Raw genomic sequence first — 17,219 nt, 5'->3', positions numbered from 1 at the left:
GCTGCCGGTCCCGGGGAAGTCGCCGAAGGATCTCCTGGAGCTGGGTCGCAGGGGAACGGGTCACGTACTCAAGCTCCATCCCACTGAACATCTCCAGGTTCCAGCGGCTCTTCATCCCGCCATCGAAAACGAAGACCGCCTCCCGGATCCCTAGCCGGCGTTGGAGAGTCACCAAGAGCCCCGTGAGCGTCGTGCTGTCCGCCCGGTTCCCCCGTAGGACCTCCACATGGATCGGGATCCCCCGAGAGTCGGTCGCCACCGCCAGAAGCACCTGAGGCCGGTCCTGCCGGTGATCCCGGCTGTAGCCGTACTGCGCCAATCCCTCAGGGCCGTCCCCCTCAAAGGAGACGCTCGAAAGCTCGTAGAGCACCAAGCTTGTGCCTTCGGGCTGGGCTTCCCGGTAAAGCTTCTTCCTCGATTCCGCTCCAAACGCCGTTAAGCCCATCCATCGCCCGGGAGAGATCGTCCTCTTCCAGGTCCTTTTCCTCCAACCCGCACACCTTGGCCAGGAGCGTTCCGCGGGCTTGCTCCCGAAGCCCAAGCTTGGAGGAGGGGAAAAGAATCCGGCCGAAGATCATCGCCTTCAAAAGCCGCCGTTTCCGCTCCGAACCCACCCCGGCAAGAACCGAATCAAGTCCCAATCGCTGCCAGGCCGCCTCCAGAACCGCGATTCCTCCGTAATCCAGAGCTTCCTGCCCTTCCAATCCGTCCACAGGCACAAGCTTCTTCCCCTGCAGCAGCAGCTCGGACCGCCTGCTGGACCTCCACCGGCATTCGGGTCAGATTGCACAGGATCCTCGTCTTGACCTGCTTGCCCACCCGATACGACTCCCAGACAAGAAGGGATCGGTAGACTTTGCCCCTCTGACGGGTCCGCACCTCCTGTACGTACATGCCTACAATATGGCAAGAACATAATGCTCATAGACATAAAAGTTATTCACATTGTCTTTGCATGGTACGTCCTACAGGATTTTGCATAAGTCCTTCATACGCCGAAAGAATCCTCAAAATGGTGCGGAAAATCGGCTAGCCTTTGGTAAGCCGGACCGTTTTCCAGGCCATAGGGCAGCTGTCTTGGGAAAGGTGATAAGGTGTTCCCTGCGAACGCCAAGGGGTGGTTTTTGAGACCGAGGACGATGGGAGTTTTTTTACCTTTAAGGCACCGGATTGAAAAAGAAACTGGGCAGGGTCAAACGCTTCAAAAAGAGAGCCTTTTAGCCCCCCTGGGTCTTTTTTTACCAAAGGACGGAATTTACCTACAACCACCCTTTGTTACAAAAGGATAAGGAAAAGAGTGGTTCTAAGGATAAGAGCTTGGCTAAGGGAGACGGCCAAGAATCTTCTCGACCTTTTCCGCCGCGATTCTCGTTAAAAGATGCGCCAAACCTTCCGACGCTCCCGAGGGAAAGGCCATTCCTACAGCGGCTTTTGGGCCAGCTGCTCGAACGAAAAGTTGGAGCTCACGTCCGGTCACGCTGATCTCTTGCACGGTTCCCGCTTCGAAACTCGCACACATCTTCTTCCCGAGTGCTCGCATGGTTGTGACAGCAAGGGACAGTTGATCGGAACGATTCTGAGATCCTGTATACACCACGGTGAGCCCATCCTCAGTGGCAACCGCAGCTCCAACAATTCCCGGCTGCCCGGAGGCAACGCTCGAAAGGATCTGGAAGAGCTCTTGCTCCACATGGCGACCACTGGTTACCTTGCGGTGTTCTTCAACCATGGTCTGCGCCAAAACATCATAGGCTCGGCTCCAGGCTTCCTCTACTTCCGGAGTCCATTCCGCGCCAATCACGGAGCGAAGGGTCCACAAGAGCGTTTTCCCCACAAGCTCGTAGTGCTCCTCTTGAACACCATAGTCCACATGGCGGCGTGCTAACGCTCGAGCGGCTTCTAAGACCGCGGAAGTGTCGGGAAGATTGACCACTACCCAGTTAAGAACGTCCATGAGCTTTCGTCCCTGTTCCTCAATCTCTCTTTTGAAAAGGGATCGGACTTCCGGCCGAACTTCAAAAAGACGCTTGTAGAAAAGCCGACCGGCTTCGTTGGACCGTTCCACTACCTTAATCCAGCTTCGTTGGATGAGTTTGATGTCTTCCGGAACCACTGCCTCACCACTCGGTGTGAATGTAAAAAAATTAATGAACCACCCAAAAGGCTAGGGTACCACCGGCATAGATTGTCAATGGAAAAGAAACTGCCACCTCCTTTCTTCCCTGATCGTTCGGGAGTAAAGGTCTTCTTCTGTTCCCCATTCTCTCTCGTGACCCCCTTTTCCGGAGGGCCCCGAGAGCCTCGTCTTCGCCGGAACTGGACTGGGCTGGCGCTTCGCTTAGCGTGCCTGGGTTAGCGTGAAGAAAAAAAGAAGATTGCTACATTTGCTTCTTGGTCATCACAAGCTAGCACATCCTTTTCCCTTGGATGAAGAACTACCTTCGCGCTATCGGCTACCTGCGGGCCTGTCTCTTCGGCACGGTTGTGGGGAGCGTTTTTCTTTTTCTTTCGCTTGGAACCCAGTTGTTTCGTCCCTGGCCGGTTAAATGGGCGATTGACTGGGTGCTGAAAGATCCGGGCTCGTTTTCACGCATTGTCATCGCGGGCGCCTCTTTTTCCCGCTGGGAGGCAATTGCAGGAGCTAGCCTTCTGCTCGTGACCTCTGCCTTTTTGGGTGCATGGGCCAAGATGATGGCCGATCGCTATTTCCTCCAGAGTGCCCTGCAAGCTTTGGTGCGCCTGAGGATCGAGCTTTTCTCCCGCCTCCAAGAACTTTCCCTCCCCTTCCACCGGAGTCGACCTACGGGCGATTTAATCTATCGGGTTGTCTACGACACCCAAGCCATTCAAACGGTCCTCCAGCGCGGGATCGTGACCGTACTCACGTCGTTCCTGACTCTCGTAGGCGCTCTGGCCCTCCTTTTTCGTTTAAATCAACGATTAGCATGGGTTGCGCTTGGTATCGTCCCTCCCCTAGCCGCCGCGGTGAGGTATTTTGCAGAAAGAATCCGCAGGGAGACGGAGAAATTCCATCGAAGGGAAACCCAACTCCTTTCAGAGACCACGGAAGTTCTCCATGCCCTTCCCGTTGTGCAGGCGTACAACCTCGATCAATATCGGCTAGAGCTTTTTCGACAACACGCCGAGCAAAGCCAAAAAACCCATACCTCCATGCTTCTCACGAGTTCTCTTTCCAACTTGGTGCTTGACGGGATTACCTCTTTCGGGACGGCCCTGCTTTTGTTCCTGGGCGCGCGGGAGGTCCTGGAGCATCGGGTCACAGTCGGCGACCTTTGGGTGTTCCTTAGCTATGTGGGCCTTCTTTATCGGCCTCTGGAGGAGATGGGGTACACGGCCTGGGCCTTGGAAGGAGCAAGCGCGGGTCTAGGCCGGGTATTTGAAGTAATGGATATCCCCGACCCGGTTCCCGATCGAAAAGATGCGCATTGTTTGCCTAGGGTTCTAGGGCGGATCGAGTTTCGTGATGTTACTTTCGCTTATGAGCCCGATTGTCCCGTTTTGAACCACATCCATTTAGAAATCCCCGCAAAAACACGAGTCGGTATTGTGGGACCGTCAGGTGCGGGCAAGACCACCATCTTGGCGCTTATAGCACGCTTTTACGATCCTCAGGAAGGATCCATCCTGCTAGATGGAATCGACCTTCGATCCGTCAAGAAACGATCGCTGCGCAACCAGCTCGCTTTCGTCCTTCAAGAGACAACCCTTTTCACTGGCACGGTCGAAGAAAATATCGCCTGCGGTCACTTAGGAGCTTCCCCGGAAGAAGTGCGTGCTGCGGCCCGGTGGGCGCAGGCTGAGCCCTTTATTCTGCGCCTGCCCTATGGATACCGGACGCAAATAGGGGAGCGAGGCACAGCTCTAAGTGGGGGTGAACGCCAGAGAATCGGACTAGCCCGGGCTTTTTTACGTGACGCTCCGATCCTGCTCCTGGACGAGCCCACAAGCGCCTTGGATCCCCATACGGAAAGAGAGCTTCTGTTGACCTTGCGCCAGTTGCAAAAGGATCGAACCACTGTGCTTGTAACCCACCGGCTCGCTCTGGTCCACGACATGGATTGGATCTATGTGCTCAAAGAAGGGAGAATTGTCGAAGAGGGCCAGGGAGAGGACCTTTTGCGGCGAGGAGGTCTGTACGCAGAATTTTGGAAAAAGGCTATCCAGCGGCAAGAGAGCCTCGGGAATATCGGGAATCAACCCTAGAGCCACCGTCAGAAACGTACAGGCCAAAATTACCGTTTCCTTTGGGGTTGCCGTGCTGGCCTAAGGGCCAATGAGAATGAGGGGAAACGTTTCCCTAAAAAAAACAAAACAAAAAGAGTTATGGGCAGAGAGGGATTCGAACCCCCAACCGAGTGCTTAAAAGGCACCTGCTCTACCGTTGAGCTATCTGCCCTCAAGGTTTATGCTTTTAACTACTAGCACAGTAGGGAAATTGGGCGGGTAAATCAAGGCCTCTAGCTCGAGTCGAAACGGGACGACTTGAAGCCGAAAGCGGCTGGGTCCTCGTGGCCTCAAACCTAAAACGGACGCCGTTATTCTCGTGTGGGCTACCGCCATCCACCGCCCTCGGGCCGGGCCAGCTGCCCTTCCCATAGCTTACCGTCCCCCGTGGGCGAGCGACATGTTCCTCTCTTTGAGGCGCCACCAAACCGGGCTCCTCCCATTGCCCGCTTCTTGAGTGAAGGAGTGAAAACTAAAGGATATTCGGTGATGTTTTAGGATTGGTCTCTCTCTGGTAGAGGTTCTCTTGGGCTACCGCACGCTTTTCCCCTACCCTCTCTTCCCGTTCCGTACCTCTTTTGGGCGATTGGGAGCCCCCTTCCTCCACCGCGTCCTCCGCTACCGCGAAAACCTTCTCCCTCTCAAAAAAGGAAGTTGCCAAGCCTATCTTCTCTTGATCCTCTCAATCACTGCCTCTTTTACTGGCCCAATTCCTTTGTCATTCTTTTCCAAGCTTACCCATGATCATAAGCCCACGGGAAAACTCGCCTCCCCACAAACCGGAGGCGTTACGTGGGGTAGTTTTTCCCAGATCTTCCTCTCTTCTGCAGCACCATTGCGTAAAATAGAGAAAATACACAGAGCTCTTTCCGAAATTTGCTCCTTACCGAATAAGAACACCGGGATGACCCGTGTGTTTACTCGACTGCCTTCCAAGAATGAGCGCCCACATCCCCTCCCCGGGCCTTTCCCACCTGGGGGCTCTCCCGGCGACGGCGAAGACCAAGCCTTGGACCTAATCCGATCGCACACCCGATCGCAGGTTAACCTTCCCGTAAATCCGCCAGCCGTTGCAAACCCCCTTGCTTTTCGGAGTCCTCCTTTTCCGGACAAGCTTCCAGTCCATGCCCGAAACAATACTCCCATGGTCGTTTCCATCCCGTTTTGGAACGTCCAACACATTCCCCCGTTTCACTTTCGGGCAAAAATTCGTAGGAAAGGATCCTCCAATGAGCGGCTCCCGGTCGATCCGATCCCCTCCTCCCGTCATACTTTGACGCCAAGGGGCCATAAGTCGATTCGCTTGAGCGCCGCGGTAGTTAGGGTAAACCTAGATCCCGCTCCCGTCTCTTACTGCAATCGACGGCCGCCCATCCCCGCATGGGTCCATCGCCGTAAGGACATCGTTTGGTTCGCTTTTCTTTGGCCGTGCCCCAAAAAGAAACGCCAAAGGGGCAAGCCAATTTTTGGAGATACCTTGTTTCTTCCAATGGGAGCGAGTGCTCATCCAACATTTGCTTCAAGGTCCAAAGAGCCCTACAATACAACAAGCTTTTTCTGGAGCGATGAGGAACCATCACGTCACGCTGGCAGACTGCCAAAGTCAAACCGATTTCCGGAGAATTCCGATTGACCGGGTAGGGGTCAAGGGATTGCGGTATCCCATCGAAGTTCGGGACCGAAGATTTGCGTCCCAGCATACGGTTGCCACGGTTTGTATGACGGTGGATTTGCCCCATCACTATAAAGGGACGCACATGAGTCGGTTTCTTGAGATTTTGAATGCCCATGGCCGGCTCATTCATGTGACCAATATCACGCCCATTTTACGGCAGCTTCAGGAAAGGTTGCACGCACAAGTGGCTCATATCTCATTAGAATTTCCCTATTTTGTCGAAAAAAAGGCTCCCGTAACCGGGGCAAAGGGCCTTGTAGACTACACGGTTCGGTTTGAGGCTTCAGCGCACGGGCTTGATGTTGACTTGGTAATGATGGTGACAGTACCAGTAACCACACTTTGCCCCTGCTCGAAAGCCATTAGTGACCGGGGCGCACACAATCAGAGAGGTTATGTGACGGTGGCTACGCGTTTTGTGGAGACCGTGTGGATTGAGGAGATCATTGAGATTGTGGAAGCAAGCGCGTCATCTCAAGTATATTCGCTCTTGAAACGGCCGGACGAGAAATACGTAACGGAGCATGCCTACGACCACCCGGTGTTTGTTGAAGATATGGTGCGTAATGTCGCTGTGAGATTGAATCAACACCCACGGGTTACATGGTACCGAGTAGAAGCCGAGAATATGGAAAGTATTCACAATCACGCAGCGTATGCGTGCGTGGAAAAAGCGTTGCCCGGGAGATACGCGAATCGGTTCTAGGGACAAGGAATGGTGGACCGGGATGGGCTTGAAAGGTGCAGTCCTTCAAGGTGCCCCTAAAGGTAGGGGGCTGGATCGGCAACCGGGTCGATGGGAACGATCGGTTCGGCCCTGGCTAAGGGGTTATCATCCAACCAGGGGATGGAACCTGTATGGGCAAAGGTTCTTTGGTTATTTTTCAGCACATTGCTTGTGAAGGGCCGGGAAGGTTTCTGGACTATGCGATCCGCTGGGGTGTTCCCGTCCGGCAGGTAGCCGTAGACCAAGGGGAACCCTTGCCCCACCTCTGGCAGGTGGGAGCCGTTCTGGTTTTAGGGGGACCCATGAATGTGGATGAGGAAGCGCGGTATCCTTGGCTGCGAGAGGAGACCGTTTGGCTAAAAAAGGCGATCGCGTTGGGAATTCCGGTTTTGGGGGTTTGTTTAGGGGGACAGCTTTTGGCGAAAGCCGCGGGTGGCCGCGTAACACGAAGTGTTGCGAAGGAGATAGGTCTTTTTGAGGTGGAGCTTACCCCAGCGGGAAGGGAGGACCCGCTTTTTTCAGGGTTCCCGCAGCGCTTCCCGGTTTTCCAATGGCATGGGGACACGTTTAGCGATCTTGGCCCTGGCATTCTTTTGGCCAGGGGGGCACCCTGCGAACACCAGGCGTTTCGGGTAGGGACTCTGGCTTACGGTGTGCAGTTCCACTTGGAGGTTACCTGTTCCATGATCCGAGAATGGATCAAGGAGTACTCGGAAGAGGTTCACAAGGAAGGACTCGAAACGGAAAAACTCGTGGGAGAGTTTGTTTCTCGAGAATCGCTCCTAGACGCTTTGGCCGGACTTTTGTGGTACAACTTCTTATCAGTCGCCGGAATGTTGGAAAAGGACAAACGAGGAGGATCAAAAGAGAAGGTAGACTTGTGAGGCCAAACCATTATCCTATCGGAAGGTGAGTCGTATGGGAGGACAGCGACGGAGGGAAGCGGAATCGAGGTGCGGGTGTTCCTTGGGGTGCCGCGCCCCACGAGACACCCTCAGGCAAGGCAACCGTATTGGTTTGGCTTGCCTCCCCGCAGGTCGGGGAATCCGCTAGGTAGCGGCTGGGTATCTCTCGAGAAAGGTTAGTCAATAAGTTGCAAAAGGGGACAAGGTTCCCAGAAAATTTGTGAAAACATCCCAGAAAGAGTTTTGACCGTACAAACCAGGAGCTTAAGGGAGGAGGGCACAGCGATGACAGCGCGAAGAGACCCAAAAGACAAGACTCCAGGGGCAACCCAACCGTCGGTCGAGTCCTTCCTAGAGTATTTTCCGGGATCCCGCAAGGTGTATGTGTCCGGCGTTTTGCACCCCGACGTACGCGTCCCTTTTCGGGAAGTGGAACTTTCGGCCACCCGCGATCGTCGTGGGACGCAGACACCCAATGAGCCAGTTCGCCTCTATGACACCGCGGGCCCCTACACAGACCCATCTCAGAAGGTAGATCCGGAAAAGGGGATCCCGCCTCTTCGCCTCCGCTGGATCGAGGCGCGAGGGGATACGGAGAGAGTTCCAGGGCGACCGGTTAGCCCGCTGGACAACGGGTATTACGATCAGAAAGAAATGGAACAGGCCCGGGCAAACCGGGAGGTGCCCAGCGTTCATCGGCAGCATCCGGTTCGGCGGGCAAAGTCGGGACGAAGAGTTACTCAGCTCCATTACGCGCGTCGGGGGATCATTACCCCTGAGATGGAATTTGCCGCCATTCGGGAAAATCTAGGTTTGGCCGGTCAACCCCAAGAGGAACTGGCACGAGACTCTCTTTGGTTTCAGCACCCAGGGCAGGCTTGGGGTGCTGCCATTCCTCGGGAAATTACTCCGGAATTTGTAAGGCAGGAAATTGCCCGGGGTCGCGCCATTCTCCCCTGCAATATCAACCACCCGGAATCCGAACCCATGCTGATTGGGAGAAACTTCCGAGTGAAGGTCAACGCGAACATCGGCAACTCCGCCGTGGCTTCCTCCATTCGGGAAGAAGTCGAAAAAATGATTTGGGCCGTTGTATGGGGTGCGGACACGGTCATGGATCTTTCTACAGGGAAGGATATCCACCAGATCCGCGAATGGATCCTTCGGAACTGTCCGGTCCCCGTAGGAACGGTGCCCATTTACCAGGCGGTCGAAAAGGTGGGAGGAAAACCGGAGGAACTGACGTGGGAGCTTTACCGAGACACCTTAATTGAACAGGCCGAGCAAGGAGTCGATTACTTTACCATCCATGCCGGGGTGCGGCTGGCTTTTCTTCCATGGACCGTCGGGCGGCGATGCGGCATTGTCAGCCGCGGGGGTTCCATTATGGCCAAGTGGTGCTTGGCTCATCATCAAGAAAACTTTCTCTACAAGCATTTTCACGAGATCTGTGAGATCCTTTCTCAGTACGACGTAGCGATTTCCCTTGGGGACGGTTTGCGCCCTGGATCCATAGCGGACGCCAACGACCGGGCCCAGCTTGCGGAGCTACAAACGCTTGGAGAGCTCACGAAAATTGCCTGGGACCACGATGTGCAAGTGATGATTGAGGGACCCGGTCATATTCCCATGCACTTGATCCGGGAGAACATGGAGCTGGAGCTGCGGGATTGTCACGAAGCTCCATTCTATACTTTAGGTCCGCTGGTTACCGATATTGCTCCAGGGTATGATCACATTGCCAGTGCCATTGGAGCAGCATTGATCGCGTGGCACGGGTGCGCCATGCTTTGCTACGTTACCCCCAAGGAGCATCTGGGTCTGCCGAACAAGGAGGATGTCAAAAATGGCGTGATTGCCTATCGGATTGCGGCCCATGCAGCCGACTTGGCGAAGGGGTTCCCGAAGACTCAAATGTGGGACAACGCACTGAGTAAAGCCCGGTTTGAGTTCCGCTGGGAGGATCAATTTCGTCTGAGCGTGGATCCCCTATTAGCGCGCAGTTACCACGACGAGTCCCTGCCCCAGGAAGCCGCCAAGGTGGCACACTTTTGCTCGATGTGTGGCCCACAGTTCTGTGCGATGCGGATCACCGAGGAAGTTCGCGAGGAGGCAGCCAAGCAAGGTAGGCAAGTGGCCGAGATCGTGGTCCAGGGCTTGGCCCAAAAAGCGAAGGAGTTTCGAGAATCCGGGGGCGAAATCTATCAATGACGGCAATGCCGGCAGATTAGCTGGCTTGAAAGCCCGACGGCCTAGGGTAAATTTTCTCATTAGCAACAACAACATCGCACGGAAAAAATCTTATCGCCATGGATGACGAGCCATCGGATGGCGGGACTTTGTCCTATTCCCTAGAGAACGCAGTTTGGCTGGAAGAATTTTACCGCCGGTGGAAGGAAGACCCGGAATCGGTTGATCCTTCGTGGCGGTCGTTTTTCCAGGGATTTGAACTCGGGCGAACGGCTGGTGAGGATCAACAAAAGTCGGATCGGGAGTACTTGCGGAAACAAGCGGGGGTCTATGACCTGATTTACGCTTACCGCACCCTTGGGCACTACGTTGCCAAGCTAGATCCGCTTGGATTTAATCGCGGTTACCTTCCCGAGCTTAACCTCGAAGAGTTTGGTCTTTCGGAAAAAGACCTAGACAAGGTGTTTGATTCCGGATCTCTGGCCGGCGGGGGAGACAGAACGTTGCGAGAAATCCTCCGGATTCTGGAGGAGACCTACTGTGGAACGGTCGCTGTTGAGTACATGCACATGCAGGCATTCGGGGAGCGACAATGGATCGCTCGCCACCTAGAGGGGCGTTTGTGGGACGAGTCCGTCGATCCCAAGGAAAAGCGAAGAATCCTCTGGGACTTAATTGCAGCAGAGGAATTTGAGCGTTTTCTTCACACCCATTTCGTCGGTCAAAAGCGTTTTTCGTTGGAAGGGGGCGAAACACTGGTCGCCATGCTCAATGCAGTCATTGAGGCGAGTCCCGGTCTTGGCATTCAAGAGATTGTGATGGGCATGGCTCATCGAGGCCGTCTCAATGTGGTCGCCAATGTTCTGGGAGTCGACTATATGATCCTTTTTGAAGAATTTAACGAAAACTACCTTCCGGAAGGGGTGCTGGGTGATGGAGACATCCGCTATCACTTGGGGTACGACGTGCGCAAGCCGACGTCCGGGGGTCAGCTAGTCGGGATTCATTTGACGCCCAATCCAAGTCACTTGGAAGCGGTGTGTCCCGTGACCGAAGGGAAGGCTCGCGCCTGGCAGAGACGTTTGGCAGACCTCGTGGAACGGCGCAGCGTCCTGCCCTTATTGATTCATGGGGACGCAGCCTTTATGGGGCAAGGAATCGTCCAGGAAACGCTCAATCTTTCCCGTTTGGAAGGGTATCGGACTGGTGGGACTCTTCACATCATTGTAAACAACCAAATTGGCTTTACGACTCCACCTCAGGAAAGTCGCTCGACGTATCATTGCACGGCCGTTGCCCGCATGCTGGGGATCCCCATTTTCCATGTCAACGGGGATGATCCAGTAGCTGCTGTCTATGTGACGCGGCTGGCTCTTTTGTACCGACAGACTTTTAGTAGGGACGTTGTGATCGACCTTTTCTGCTACCGTCGGCATGGGCACAGCGAGGGAGATGAGCCCACCTATACCCAGCCGACGCTCTACGCAGTCATGGCAGAACATCCACCGGTTGCGCGCCTTTTCGAGGAAAAACTCCTTCAGGACGGGGTGGTTGCACCGGAGGAAGTGGCCCAGTTTCGAAAACGCTTTCAAGAGAAGTTGGGCAAGGAACTCGCGGAAGCAAAGCGGAAGCAACCTCGAGCAGAACTTCGTCCCCCATTGCGATGTCCGGAGCTTTTGGAACCCGTCGACACCCGTGTCCCGCTGGAAACCCTTCAACGCATCGGCTTTGCCGTTACGGAAGTCCCTGCTGGGTGGAAGTTTAACCCCAAGATTCTTCATCTGCTCTCCCTCCGGAGGGAAATGGCTGAAGGCCGGATCCCAGTGGATTGGGCATTTGCCGAAACCCTGGCCTTTGGCAGTCTTCTTCTCGAGGGGATTCCCGTTCGCCTTTCCGGCCAAGACTCGCGCCGGGGAACGTTTAGCCAGCGTCATGCTGTCCTTTACGACACCGAAACAGGGCGACCTTACGTGCCGCTCAATAATGTGAGCCCCGAGCAGGCAACCTTTTGCGTCTACAATAGCCCCCTTTCCGAAGCCGGGGTGCTGGGCTTTGACTTCGGTTACTCCCTCGATTACCCTGAGATGCTGGTTCTATGGGAGGCGCAGTTTGGCGACTTTGTCAACGGCGCCCAAGTGATTGTCGATCAATATATTGCAAGCTCGGAGTCCAAGTGGGGGATCTCCTCCGGTATCGTTCTTTTGCTTCCTCACGGTTATGAGGGCCAAGGACCCGAGCACTCGAGTGCTCGGCCCGAGCGCTTCCTGCAACTCTGTGCCGAAGACAATCTGATTGTCGCGCAGCCCACCACTCCAGCCAATTTTTACCATCTTTTGCGAAGACAAGCCCTTAGAAAAAAGCCAAGAAAGCCCCTGATTTGCCTTACTCCCAAAAGCCTTCTTCGCGATCCTCGCTGCACTTCCCCCATCGAAGAGCTGGCAGGGGATTCTTTCCAAGAGATCCTTCCGGACCCTAGGGTGCCCAGTGGAGCCAAAACCGTGATTGTGTGCACGGGCAAGGTATACTACGATCTAGCTTCCTTTCGGGAAAAGCATGGTATTGGCAATGAAATTGCACTGGTCCGGGTCGAGCAGCTCTATCCGCTACATGAAGAAAAAGTTCTTGGTGTCTTCCGCAGGCACTCTGCCAAGCGAATTATCTGGTGCCAAGAGGAACCTCGCAATATGGGTGCATGGACCTATATGGAAGGCCGGTTGCGTCGGCTTCTCGGGCAAGAGATCCTCTATGTAGGGAGGGAAGAGTCGGCCAGTCCGGCCACCGGCAGTCTCGGTGTCCACCGGCTCGAGCAAGAGGATCTGGTTCGACGCGCCCTGAGTTTTTCGGACGAATGATATGCCGGGTGACGTGCGTGTTCCATCCGTGGGTGAATCCGTTACCTACGGAGTTTTGCAGAGATGGTTAAAGAAAAGGGGTGACTTGGTAGAAGTAGGTGAGCCTCTTTTCGAACTGGAGACCGACAAAGTCACCACGGAGGTTTATGCGGAAGAACGCGGCCGTTTGATTCCGCTTATCGCTGAAGGTTCTCGGGTGGAGCCGGGGCAGGTAGTTGCAAGAATTGAAGAGTGGGTCCCCGAAGAGGAGGAAGGAGGCCCGCCAAGCCCTCCCCTGTCCGAAGTGGGGCCGGAGGAAGAGAAAAAACTAGAAAGCCCTGCTGCCCGGGAGCCCACGGCGGCTCCGGTCTCTCCTCCCAGTTCTCCAGAGGTCCAGGCCCAGCTTTCGTTTGAACCGAAACCGGCTCACCGGCCAAGAGTGACGCGCCGGAAAATGAGTCCGCTTCGCCTCAAACTGGCCGAACGGCTGGTGCGAACTCAGGCGGAGACCGCTCAGTTAACGACGTTTGCCGAGGCGGACATGAGCTCCATCCAGGCTGTACGGAACCGCTACCGGGACCAGTTTCTCGAGCGATATGGCGTAAAATTGGGACTGGTACCCTTTTTCGTGCGTGCCGTTGTTCGGGCTCTGCAAGCGATACCCCAGCTCAACAGTTATATCGAGGGAGAAGAGATTGTCCAAAATCACTATTATGATATTGGCGTTGCGGTTTCGACGGATCGCGGGCTAGTCGTTCCCGTTATCCGGGATGCGGATCAATTGTCACTCGCCGAATTGGCACGGGAGATCCACCGGTTCGCCGAGAAAGCTCGAACGGGCAAGCTGTCACTAGAAGACCTTGAGGGGGGTGTATTTACGGTCACCAACGGAGGAGTTTTTGGCTCCCTGCTTTCTACGCCGCTTCTCAACCCTCCTCAGTCCGGCATCTTGGGGATGCACGCGATCATCGAGCGACCGGTGGCTATCGAAGGCCGGGTTGAGATCCGACCCATGATGTATTTGGCCTTAACCTATGACCATAGAGTCGTGGACGGCCGGGAGGCCATTGGTTTTTTAAAGCTCGTCAAGGAGTTTGTCGAAAACCCGGCGGTAGACCTTCTGGGTTTGTAAGGGGTTGGCGCTTCTGGACCAAGCGGGAAGAGATTCTCCTGGGGATCCCCTTTTCATGGCGCACCGAGTGGGAAGACAGGGTTCGAGTGAGGGAAAAATCCACCTTTTTGGGTCGGCAAGAGAAGAATGGTCACGTATCCTGCATGAGGATTTCTTATAGTCAATAGGATACGTTTCCAATCTCGTCCGTCTGAGGAATGACTTCCCTAGAGCGTGCGAATGGCCTCTACCAGAGCACCGGAGATACGTTTTGCGGCTTTGATCCGTCCGTTCATGATCCATTTTATCTTTCAACGTTGTCTGAATGTAAGAGTAGCCGAACGAGTCTTTGCCCAACGTCATTGCTGGCTTTTTGTCCTCGCTTTCCTTGTCTTACGGGCTGGGTGTACGAATCCATTCGTCACGGCTGGAACGCTCGCGAAAAACCATCCCGCGCCGAAGTCGTCCTAGCCCGAACGATACGTTGGGTGTTTATTCCCAAGGAAGCGAAAAAAAATCCCTTTGCTCCTAGTCCGGAACTTCGAAAGAAGCTCAACGTCATTTCGCCGGCCACTGCGCTCTGTGTCACGCCAATGACGGGAGCGGAGACACAAATCTTCGCTCCCCCAGAAGTCCAGAGGGAGCCCGATGGAAAGCGCTTATTACATCATCCATAATGGGCTTCGCTTGACCAGGATGCCGCCCTGGAGTGAACCCAATGAAGATCCTGAGAGCTGGAAATGAGTCCTCTTTATCCGTCACCTGCCACACCTAACGGAACAAAAGAAAAAGGAGATGGAAAAATGCAATCCCAAAAAATCCTCAAGAACGTGCGGAGGAAAGAGGAGGAAGAAGGATTCCTGCAAGCCCAATAGCCGACTAACAAAAACTAGAGAAAAGAGGGCAATACAACCAAAAGTTCCCTGTTGCAAAAGCTCCTTCTTTTTCTGTGGTTAGCCAGTAGCGTAGGGACCGCCTATACTCGTGGCGATTTGGAGCATATCCTGGGACTGGTCAAAGAGGTTCATCCTGGAACAATCCTTCTGCACGACAGCACCAATTCCCACGGTAAGCCTTCCTGACAAGGTCCCTATCCTTCAAGACGGTCATTCCATTTCGTGGAAGGATCTTAAACCAGGGCAAAGGGTGGTGATTCACGCAAAGAAAAGTGCTGTTGCCACTTTAAGCTCATGAAGTGAAAGACGGGAAAACCCCGTAGGTCAGGCGGTCAGTGCTAGAGTGCTCGGCAGCTGCCTTTCCGGCAATGCCTCCTCGGGAAGAACCTCACAGGTCTAAAGGGGGACGACCAAAAGCAAGCGTTCCTGTCGGCCTCCATTCCAGATGAACTGGCTTTCGTTTTCCAAAGCCTCTCGGGCTTCCCTAACAAGCCACGCCTGTTGCTTGCGTCCTCAAAGCTTGCACGTGGCTATTGGCCAGTAGCCCGGGGTTATGTACCCGCCTGTAGCGGACGACCGGTATCTTTTAGATGCCGTAGGTGCTATTCTTTCCATACTCCGGCCCGGCATAAGGACTAGGACGGCATCTTCACAATACGTCACTACACAAAGCCGATCAAAGAAGAGGCGCCACCTAACCACCGTGAACGAGTGCTCATACACCAAACCCGAGTCTTATTCCTTGCTTGATCGTGCGCATCGCAAGTTCCGCTCCGGTCTTTCCCCAGCGAAAGCCCCAAGTCTCTCAGACAGCTAGCCGTTAGAAATCGCAAACCTTCCAAAGCGGAGGTGCGTGATCCCCATTCAAGCAAGACAAGCTTTCCCGAACGCAAGCAGTCCAGAGGTACCAGAAGCTTTTCGGCCCTCGACCGAGACTTGCAGAAGCCCAGTACTGCGCTGGAGCTCCACTAGATCTTCTAGGTCCCATCGCGGAGGCCGCCTCGCGCACGTCTCGCGCCGAGGCCGCCAGTCATGAGTACAAAAGAGGCAACATTTCTCCTTTCCACTGTATTCGGCCCGGCTGAGGCTACCTAGGTTGACACGCGTCCGCAGAAAGGATAAACCGGAGGGGCGTGCTGGGATCAATGGTTCCCAGCGGTCACACCCCTGCGTTGTTCTTGCCCGGAGGCGAACTACGCCATCCCGTTCTCCTTCGAGCGAAGGCGGAAAGTGCGCAGAAACAGAAACGAACATGACCTTTTTTCTTGTACAGAATGGAACCCATTTTCTAAAGCGCACAAAAAAGTGCCTTCACAAGGCGTAGTGACTTTTTGCAGTGTCATTCTTTAACTCTGAAGTAGTCGCCCAATTGACCCTTTACAAGACACCGACTAACACCTTTTGTTCAACCTTTCGGAGAGTTCTATTGTCACGCCTTCCGGTCCCTCAATGAAGATAAGCTTCCTCTCCTGATAGCGCAGCAGAGCATTCTTCGGGAAAAAACCGGCCTCCTTGAGTCGCGCTACTTCCTTTTCAATGTCATCAACCTCGAAGCAGACATGGTTAAAGCCCAGCCGAACGAGGGTGCGAACCCACGGGTCGGGTAACGCCTCCGGAACGCGAAAATGCAAAAGCTGGACCTCGATGTTGGGATCTCTCCCGGAAAGCGCCAGGGAAATATGGTCGGCTTCGAAAGCAGGTAAACCCATGTACGAGGCATAGGGTTCCCCAGAAATCGCCATTCGGCCAACTTCTTGAAAGCCAAGGGCCTCAAAAAATGCCTTAGCTCGAGTAACGTCTTGAACTACGAGTGTCACATGATCAAAGTTCCGGACCATTTTTTTCTCCTTTCACGCACCCAAAATCCTTCTTCAGGCCACAGCGTCACATTAGGGTCAAAAACGGGACGTTAAAAGCCTTTTGATCCATCGTTTCTCCCCGCAACCTTAGCGCCTGGCATGTTCCTCAAGTCCAAAAGTTCGCCCAGGCCATTGGGACCAAAAGTTTTCCACGAGCTTCCCCGAAACCGGATTACGTAGCCCCTGTTTCGTAAAAATCGGTGATTCTGACCACATCTGCCGATCTAAAAAACCAAACTGAAAAAAAGAGTGACATCTTGTGAATAACTTTTTTCGTGCAATGTACAAAACGCACCCTTTCTATAGACGACAACAGCTCTTGTTAGTTCATGTTGCCCCGCATTTTGCCGCTCCGCTCAACGAAAAGGGATGGCGGTAGAGTTTGACTGGGAAAAGAAAACCCCGAGGGTGACCATCGGGAACCACCGGGTCGGTGACATGCCCTCTGCGCTAAGGATTCCATCCGATGAACCTTGGTTAAGCCAACCAATGCAAACTGGGCCATAGACCCCCAACTGGGATTTCAGGCCTTGCGCATCCACAACGAACTATGCCCCTTCCCTCCCTCACCTCTTGACCGAGCTCTTTCGGTACCATGCACCTGCCCGCCTTTCAGCTGGTTCTGCTCCTGCCCCTGGCCGGCCACCCATTGGTCGACTCGAAACTAACCTTGAGCTGCTAGTTAGAGAGGCCTCCTGCGCTCCCTGCGTCTTCCTTCCCACGCACGCCCACGCCGAGTCGTTTCAGAGCTTTTCCAGTGCGCGGCATTGTCAGTTTCGA

The 17,219-nt window shown here is 54.4% G+C and carries 11 protein-coding genes, 1 tRNA gene and 1 pseudogene; 7 read left to right on the top strand and 6 right to left on the bottom strand.

Annotated features, from left to right (window positions below; translation table 11 throughout):
• Together KK925_RS11535 and KK925_RS06060 are read right to left on the bottom strand one after the other, a co-directional pair.
• Nucleotides 1-894 (bottom strand): annotated as a pseudogene (locus KK925_RS11535) (IS1634 family transposase); the annotation flags it as partial.
• A gap of 427 nt (nucleotides 895-1,321) precedes the next feature.
• Nucleotides 1,322-2,113, bottom strand: a complete 792-nt coding sequence (locus KK925_RS06060) for a globin domain-containing protein (protein ID WP_174583345.1) — start codon at nucleotides 2,111-2,113, stop codon at nucleotides 1,322-1,324.
• Nucleotides 2,114-2,427: 314 nt separating this feature from the next.
• On the opposite strand from KK925_RS06060, the gene KK925_RS06055 reads away from it, so the two are divergent.
• Complete coding sequence (locus KK925_RS06055) at nucleotides 2,428-4,224, top strand: ABC transporter ATP-binding protein (RefSeq protein WP_174583344.1); 1,797 nt, start codon at nucleotides 2,428-2,430, stop codon at nucleotides 4,222-4,224.
• A 121-nt stretch (nucleotides 4,225-4,345) separates the two neighbouring features.
• Here KK925_RS06055 and KK925_RS06050 read toward each other — a convergent pair.
• The 3 genes from KK925_RS06050 to KK925_RS06040 all read right to left on the bottom strand — a co-directional run bounded on the left by KK925_RS06050 (nucleotide 4,346) and on the right by KK925_RS06040 (nucleotide 5,536).
• Nucleotides 4,346-4,417, bottom strand: a tRNA-Lys gene (locus KK925_RS06050).
• 300 nt (nucleotides 4,418-4,717) lie between these two features.
• The gene (locus tag KK925_RS06045; RefSeq protein WP_174583343.1) at nucleotides 4,718-4,906 is read right to left on the bottom strand and encodes a hypothetical protein; all 189 of its coding nucleotides are present in this window, start codon (nucleotides 4,904-4,906) and stop codon (nucleotides 4,718-4,720) included.
• Nucleotides 4,907-5,260: 354 nt separating this feature from the next.
• Entirely contained in the window at nucleotides 5,261-5,536 is a 276-nt protein-coding gene (locus KK925_RS06040; RefSeq protein WP_174583342.1) for a hypothetical protein, read from the bottom strand.
• Between the two features lie 274 nt (nucleotides 5,537-5,810).
• On the opposite strand from KK925_RS06040, the gene folE2 reads away from it, so the two are divergent.
• The 6 genes from folE2 to KK925_RS06010 all read left to right on the top strand — a co-directional run bounded on the left by folE2 (nucleotide 5,811) and on the right by KK925_RS06010 (nucleotide 14,361).
• Nucleotides 5,811-6,626, top strand: coding sequence for a GTP cyclohydrolase FolE2 (gene folE2 / locus KK925_RS06035; RefSeq protein ID WP_174583341.1), 816 nt, complete (start codon nucleotides 5,811-5,813; stop codon nucleotides 6,624-6,626).
• A 152-nt stretch (nucleotides 6,627-6,778) separates the two neighbouring features.
• Nucleotides 6,779-7,531 (top strand): type 1 glutamine amidotransferase, encoded by a 753-nt coding sequence (locus KK925_RS06030; protein WP_174583340.1) that lies wholly within the window; start codon nucleotides 6,779-6,781, stop codon nucleotides 7,529-7,531.
• Between the two features lie 306 nt (nucleotides 7,532-7,837).
• Nucleotides 7,838-9,763, top strand: a complete 1,926-nt coding sequence (gene thiC, locus KK925_RS06025; RefSeq protein WP_174583339.1) for a phosphomethylpyrimidine synthase ThiC — start codon at nucleotides 7,838-7,840, stop codon at nucleotides 9,761-9,763.
• 98 nt (nucleotides 9,764-9,861) lie between these two features.
• On the top strand, nucleotides 9,862-12,594 hold the full coding sequence (locus KK925_RS06020; protein ID WP_174583338.1) for a 2-oxoglutarate dehydrogenase E1 component: 2,733 nt from the start codon (nucleotides 9,862-9,864) through the stop codon (nucleotides 12,592-12,594).
• A 1-nt stretch (nucleotide 12,595) separates the two neighbouring features.
• Nucleotides 12,596-13,705 carry a 2-oxo acid dehydrogenase subunit E2 gene (locus KK925_RS06015; RefSeq protein WP_174583337.1) on the top strand — a complete coding sequence of 370 codons (1,110 nt, stop codon included), beginning with the start codon at nucleotides 12,596-12,598 and terminating at the stop codon, nucleotides 13,703-13,705.
• Nucleotides 13,706-14,088: 383 nt separating this feature from the next.
• Nucleotides 14,089-14,361 carry a hypothetical protein gene (locus KK925_RS06010; protein ID WP_174583336.1) on the top strand — a complete coding sequence of 91 codons (273 nt, stop codon included), beginning with the start codon at nucleotides 14,089-14,091 and terminating at the stop codon, nucleotides 14,359-14,361.
• A gap of 1,610 nt (nucleotides 14,362-15,971) precedes the next feature.
• On the opposite strand, the gene KK925_RS06005 is transcribed toward KK925_RS06010, so the two are convergent.
• Nucleotides 15,972-16,418: a VOC family protein gene (locus KK925_RS06005; protein WP_174583335.1), complete on the bottom strand. Its 447-nt coding sequence runs from the start codon at nucleotides 16,416-16,418 to the stop codon at nucleotides 15,972-15,974.
• Between the last annotated feature and the right edge of the window lie 801 nt (nucleotides 16,419-17,219).

Source organism: Candidatus Methylacidithermus pantelleriae, assembly GCF_905250085.1.
Lineage (GTDB): Bacteria > Verrucomicrobiota > Verrucomicrobiia > Methylacidiphilales > Methylacidiphilaceae > Methylacidithermus > Methylacidithermus pantelleriae.
Note: the sequence above shows the minus strand (reverse complement) of the source record. Positions and strands in the feature narration are given on the sequence as shown.

What these genes read in the sequence shown, in the direction of transcription:
- KK925_RS06055 (WP_174583344.1), top strand. Translation starts at nt 2,428, where the DNA reads ATGAAGAACTACCTTCGCGCTATCGGCTACCTGCGGGCCTGTCTCTTC.
- KK925_RS06040 (WP_174583342.1), bottom strand. Translation starts at nt 5,536, where the DNA reads ATGGCCCCTTGGCGTCAAAGTATGACGGGAGGAGGGGATCGGATCGAC.
- folE2 (WP_174583341.1), top strand. Translation starts at nt 5,811, where the DNA reads ATGAGGAACCATCACGTCACGCTGGCAGACTGCCAAAGTCAAACCGAT.
- KK925_RS06030 (WP_174583340.1), top strand. Translation starts at nt 6,779, where the DNA reads ATGGGCAAAGGTTCTTTGGTTATTTTTCAGCACATTGCTTGTGAAGGG.
- thiC (WP_174583339.1), top strand. Translation starts at nt 7,838, where the DNA reads ATGACAGCGCGAAGAGACCCAAAAGACAAGACTCCAGGGGCAACCCAA.
- KK925_RS06020 (WP_174583338.1), top strand. Translation starts at nt 9,862, where the DNA reads ATGGATGACGAGCCATCGGATGGCGGGACTTTGTCCTATTCCCTAGAG.
- KK925_RS06015 (WP_174583337.1), top strand. Translation starts at nt 12,596, where the DNA reads ATGCCGGGTGACGTGCGTGTTCCATCCGTGGGTGAATCCGTTACCTAC.
- KK925_RS06005 (WP_174583335.1), bottom strand. Translation starts at nt 16,418, where the DNA reads ATGGTCCGGAACTTTGATCATGTGACACTCGTAGTTCAAGACGTTACT.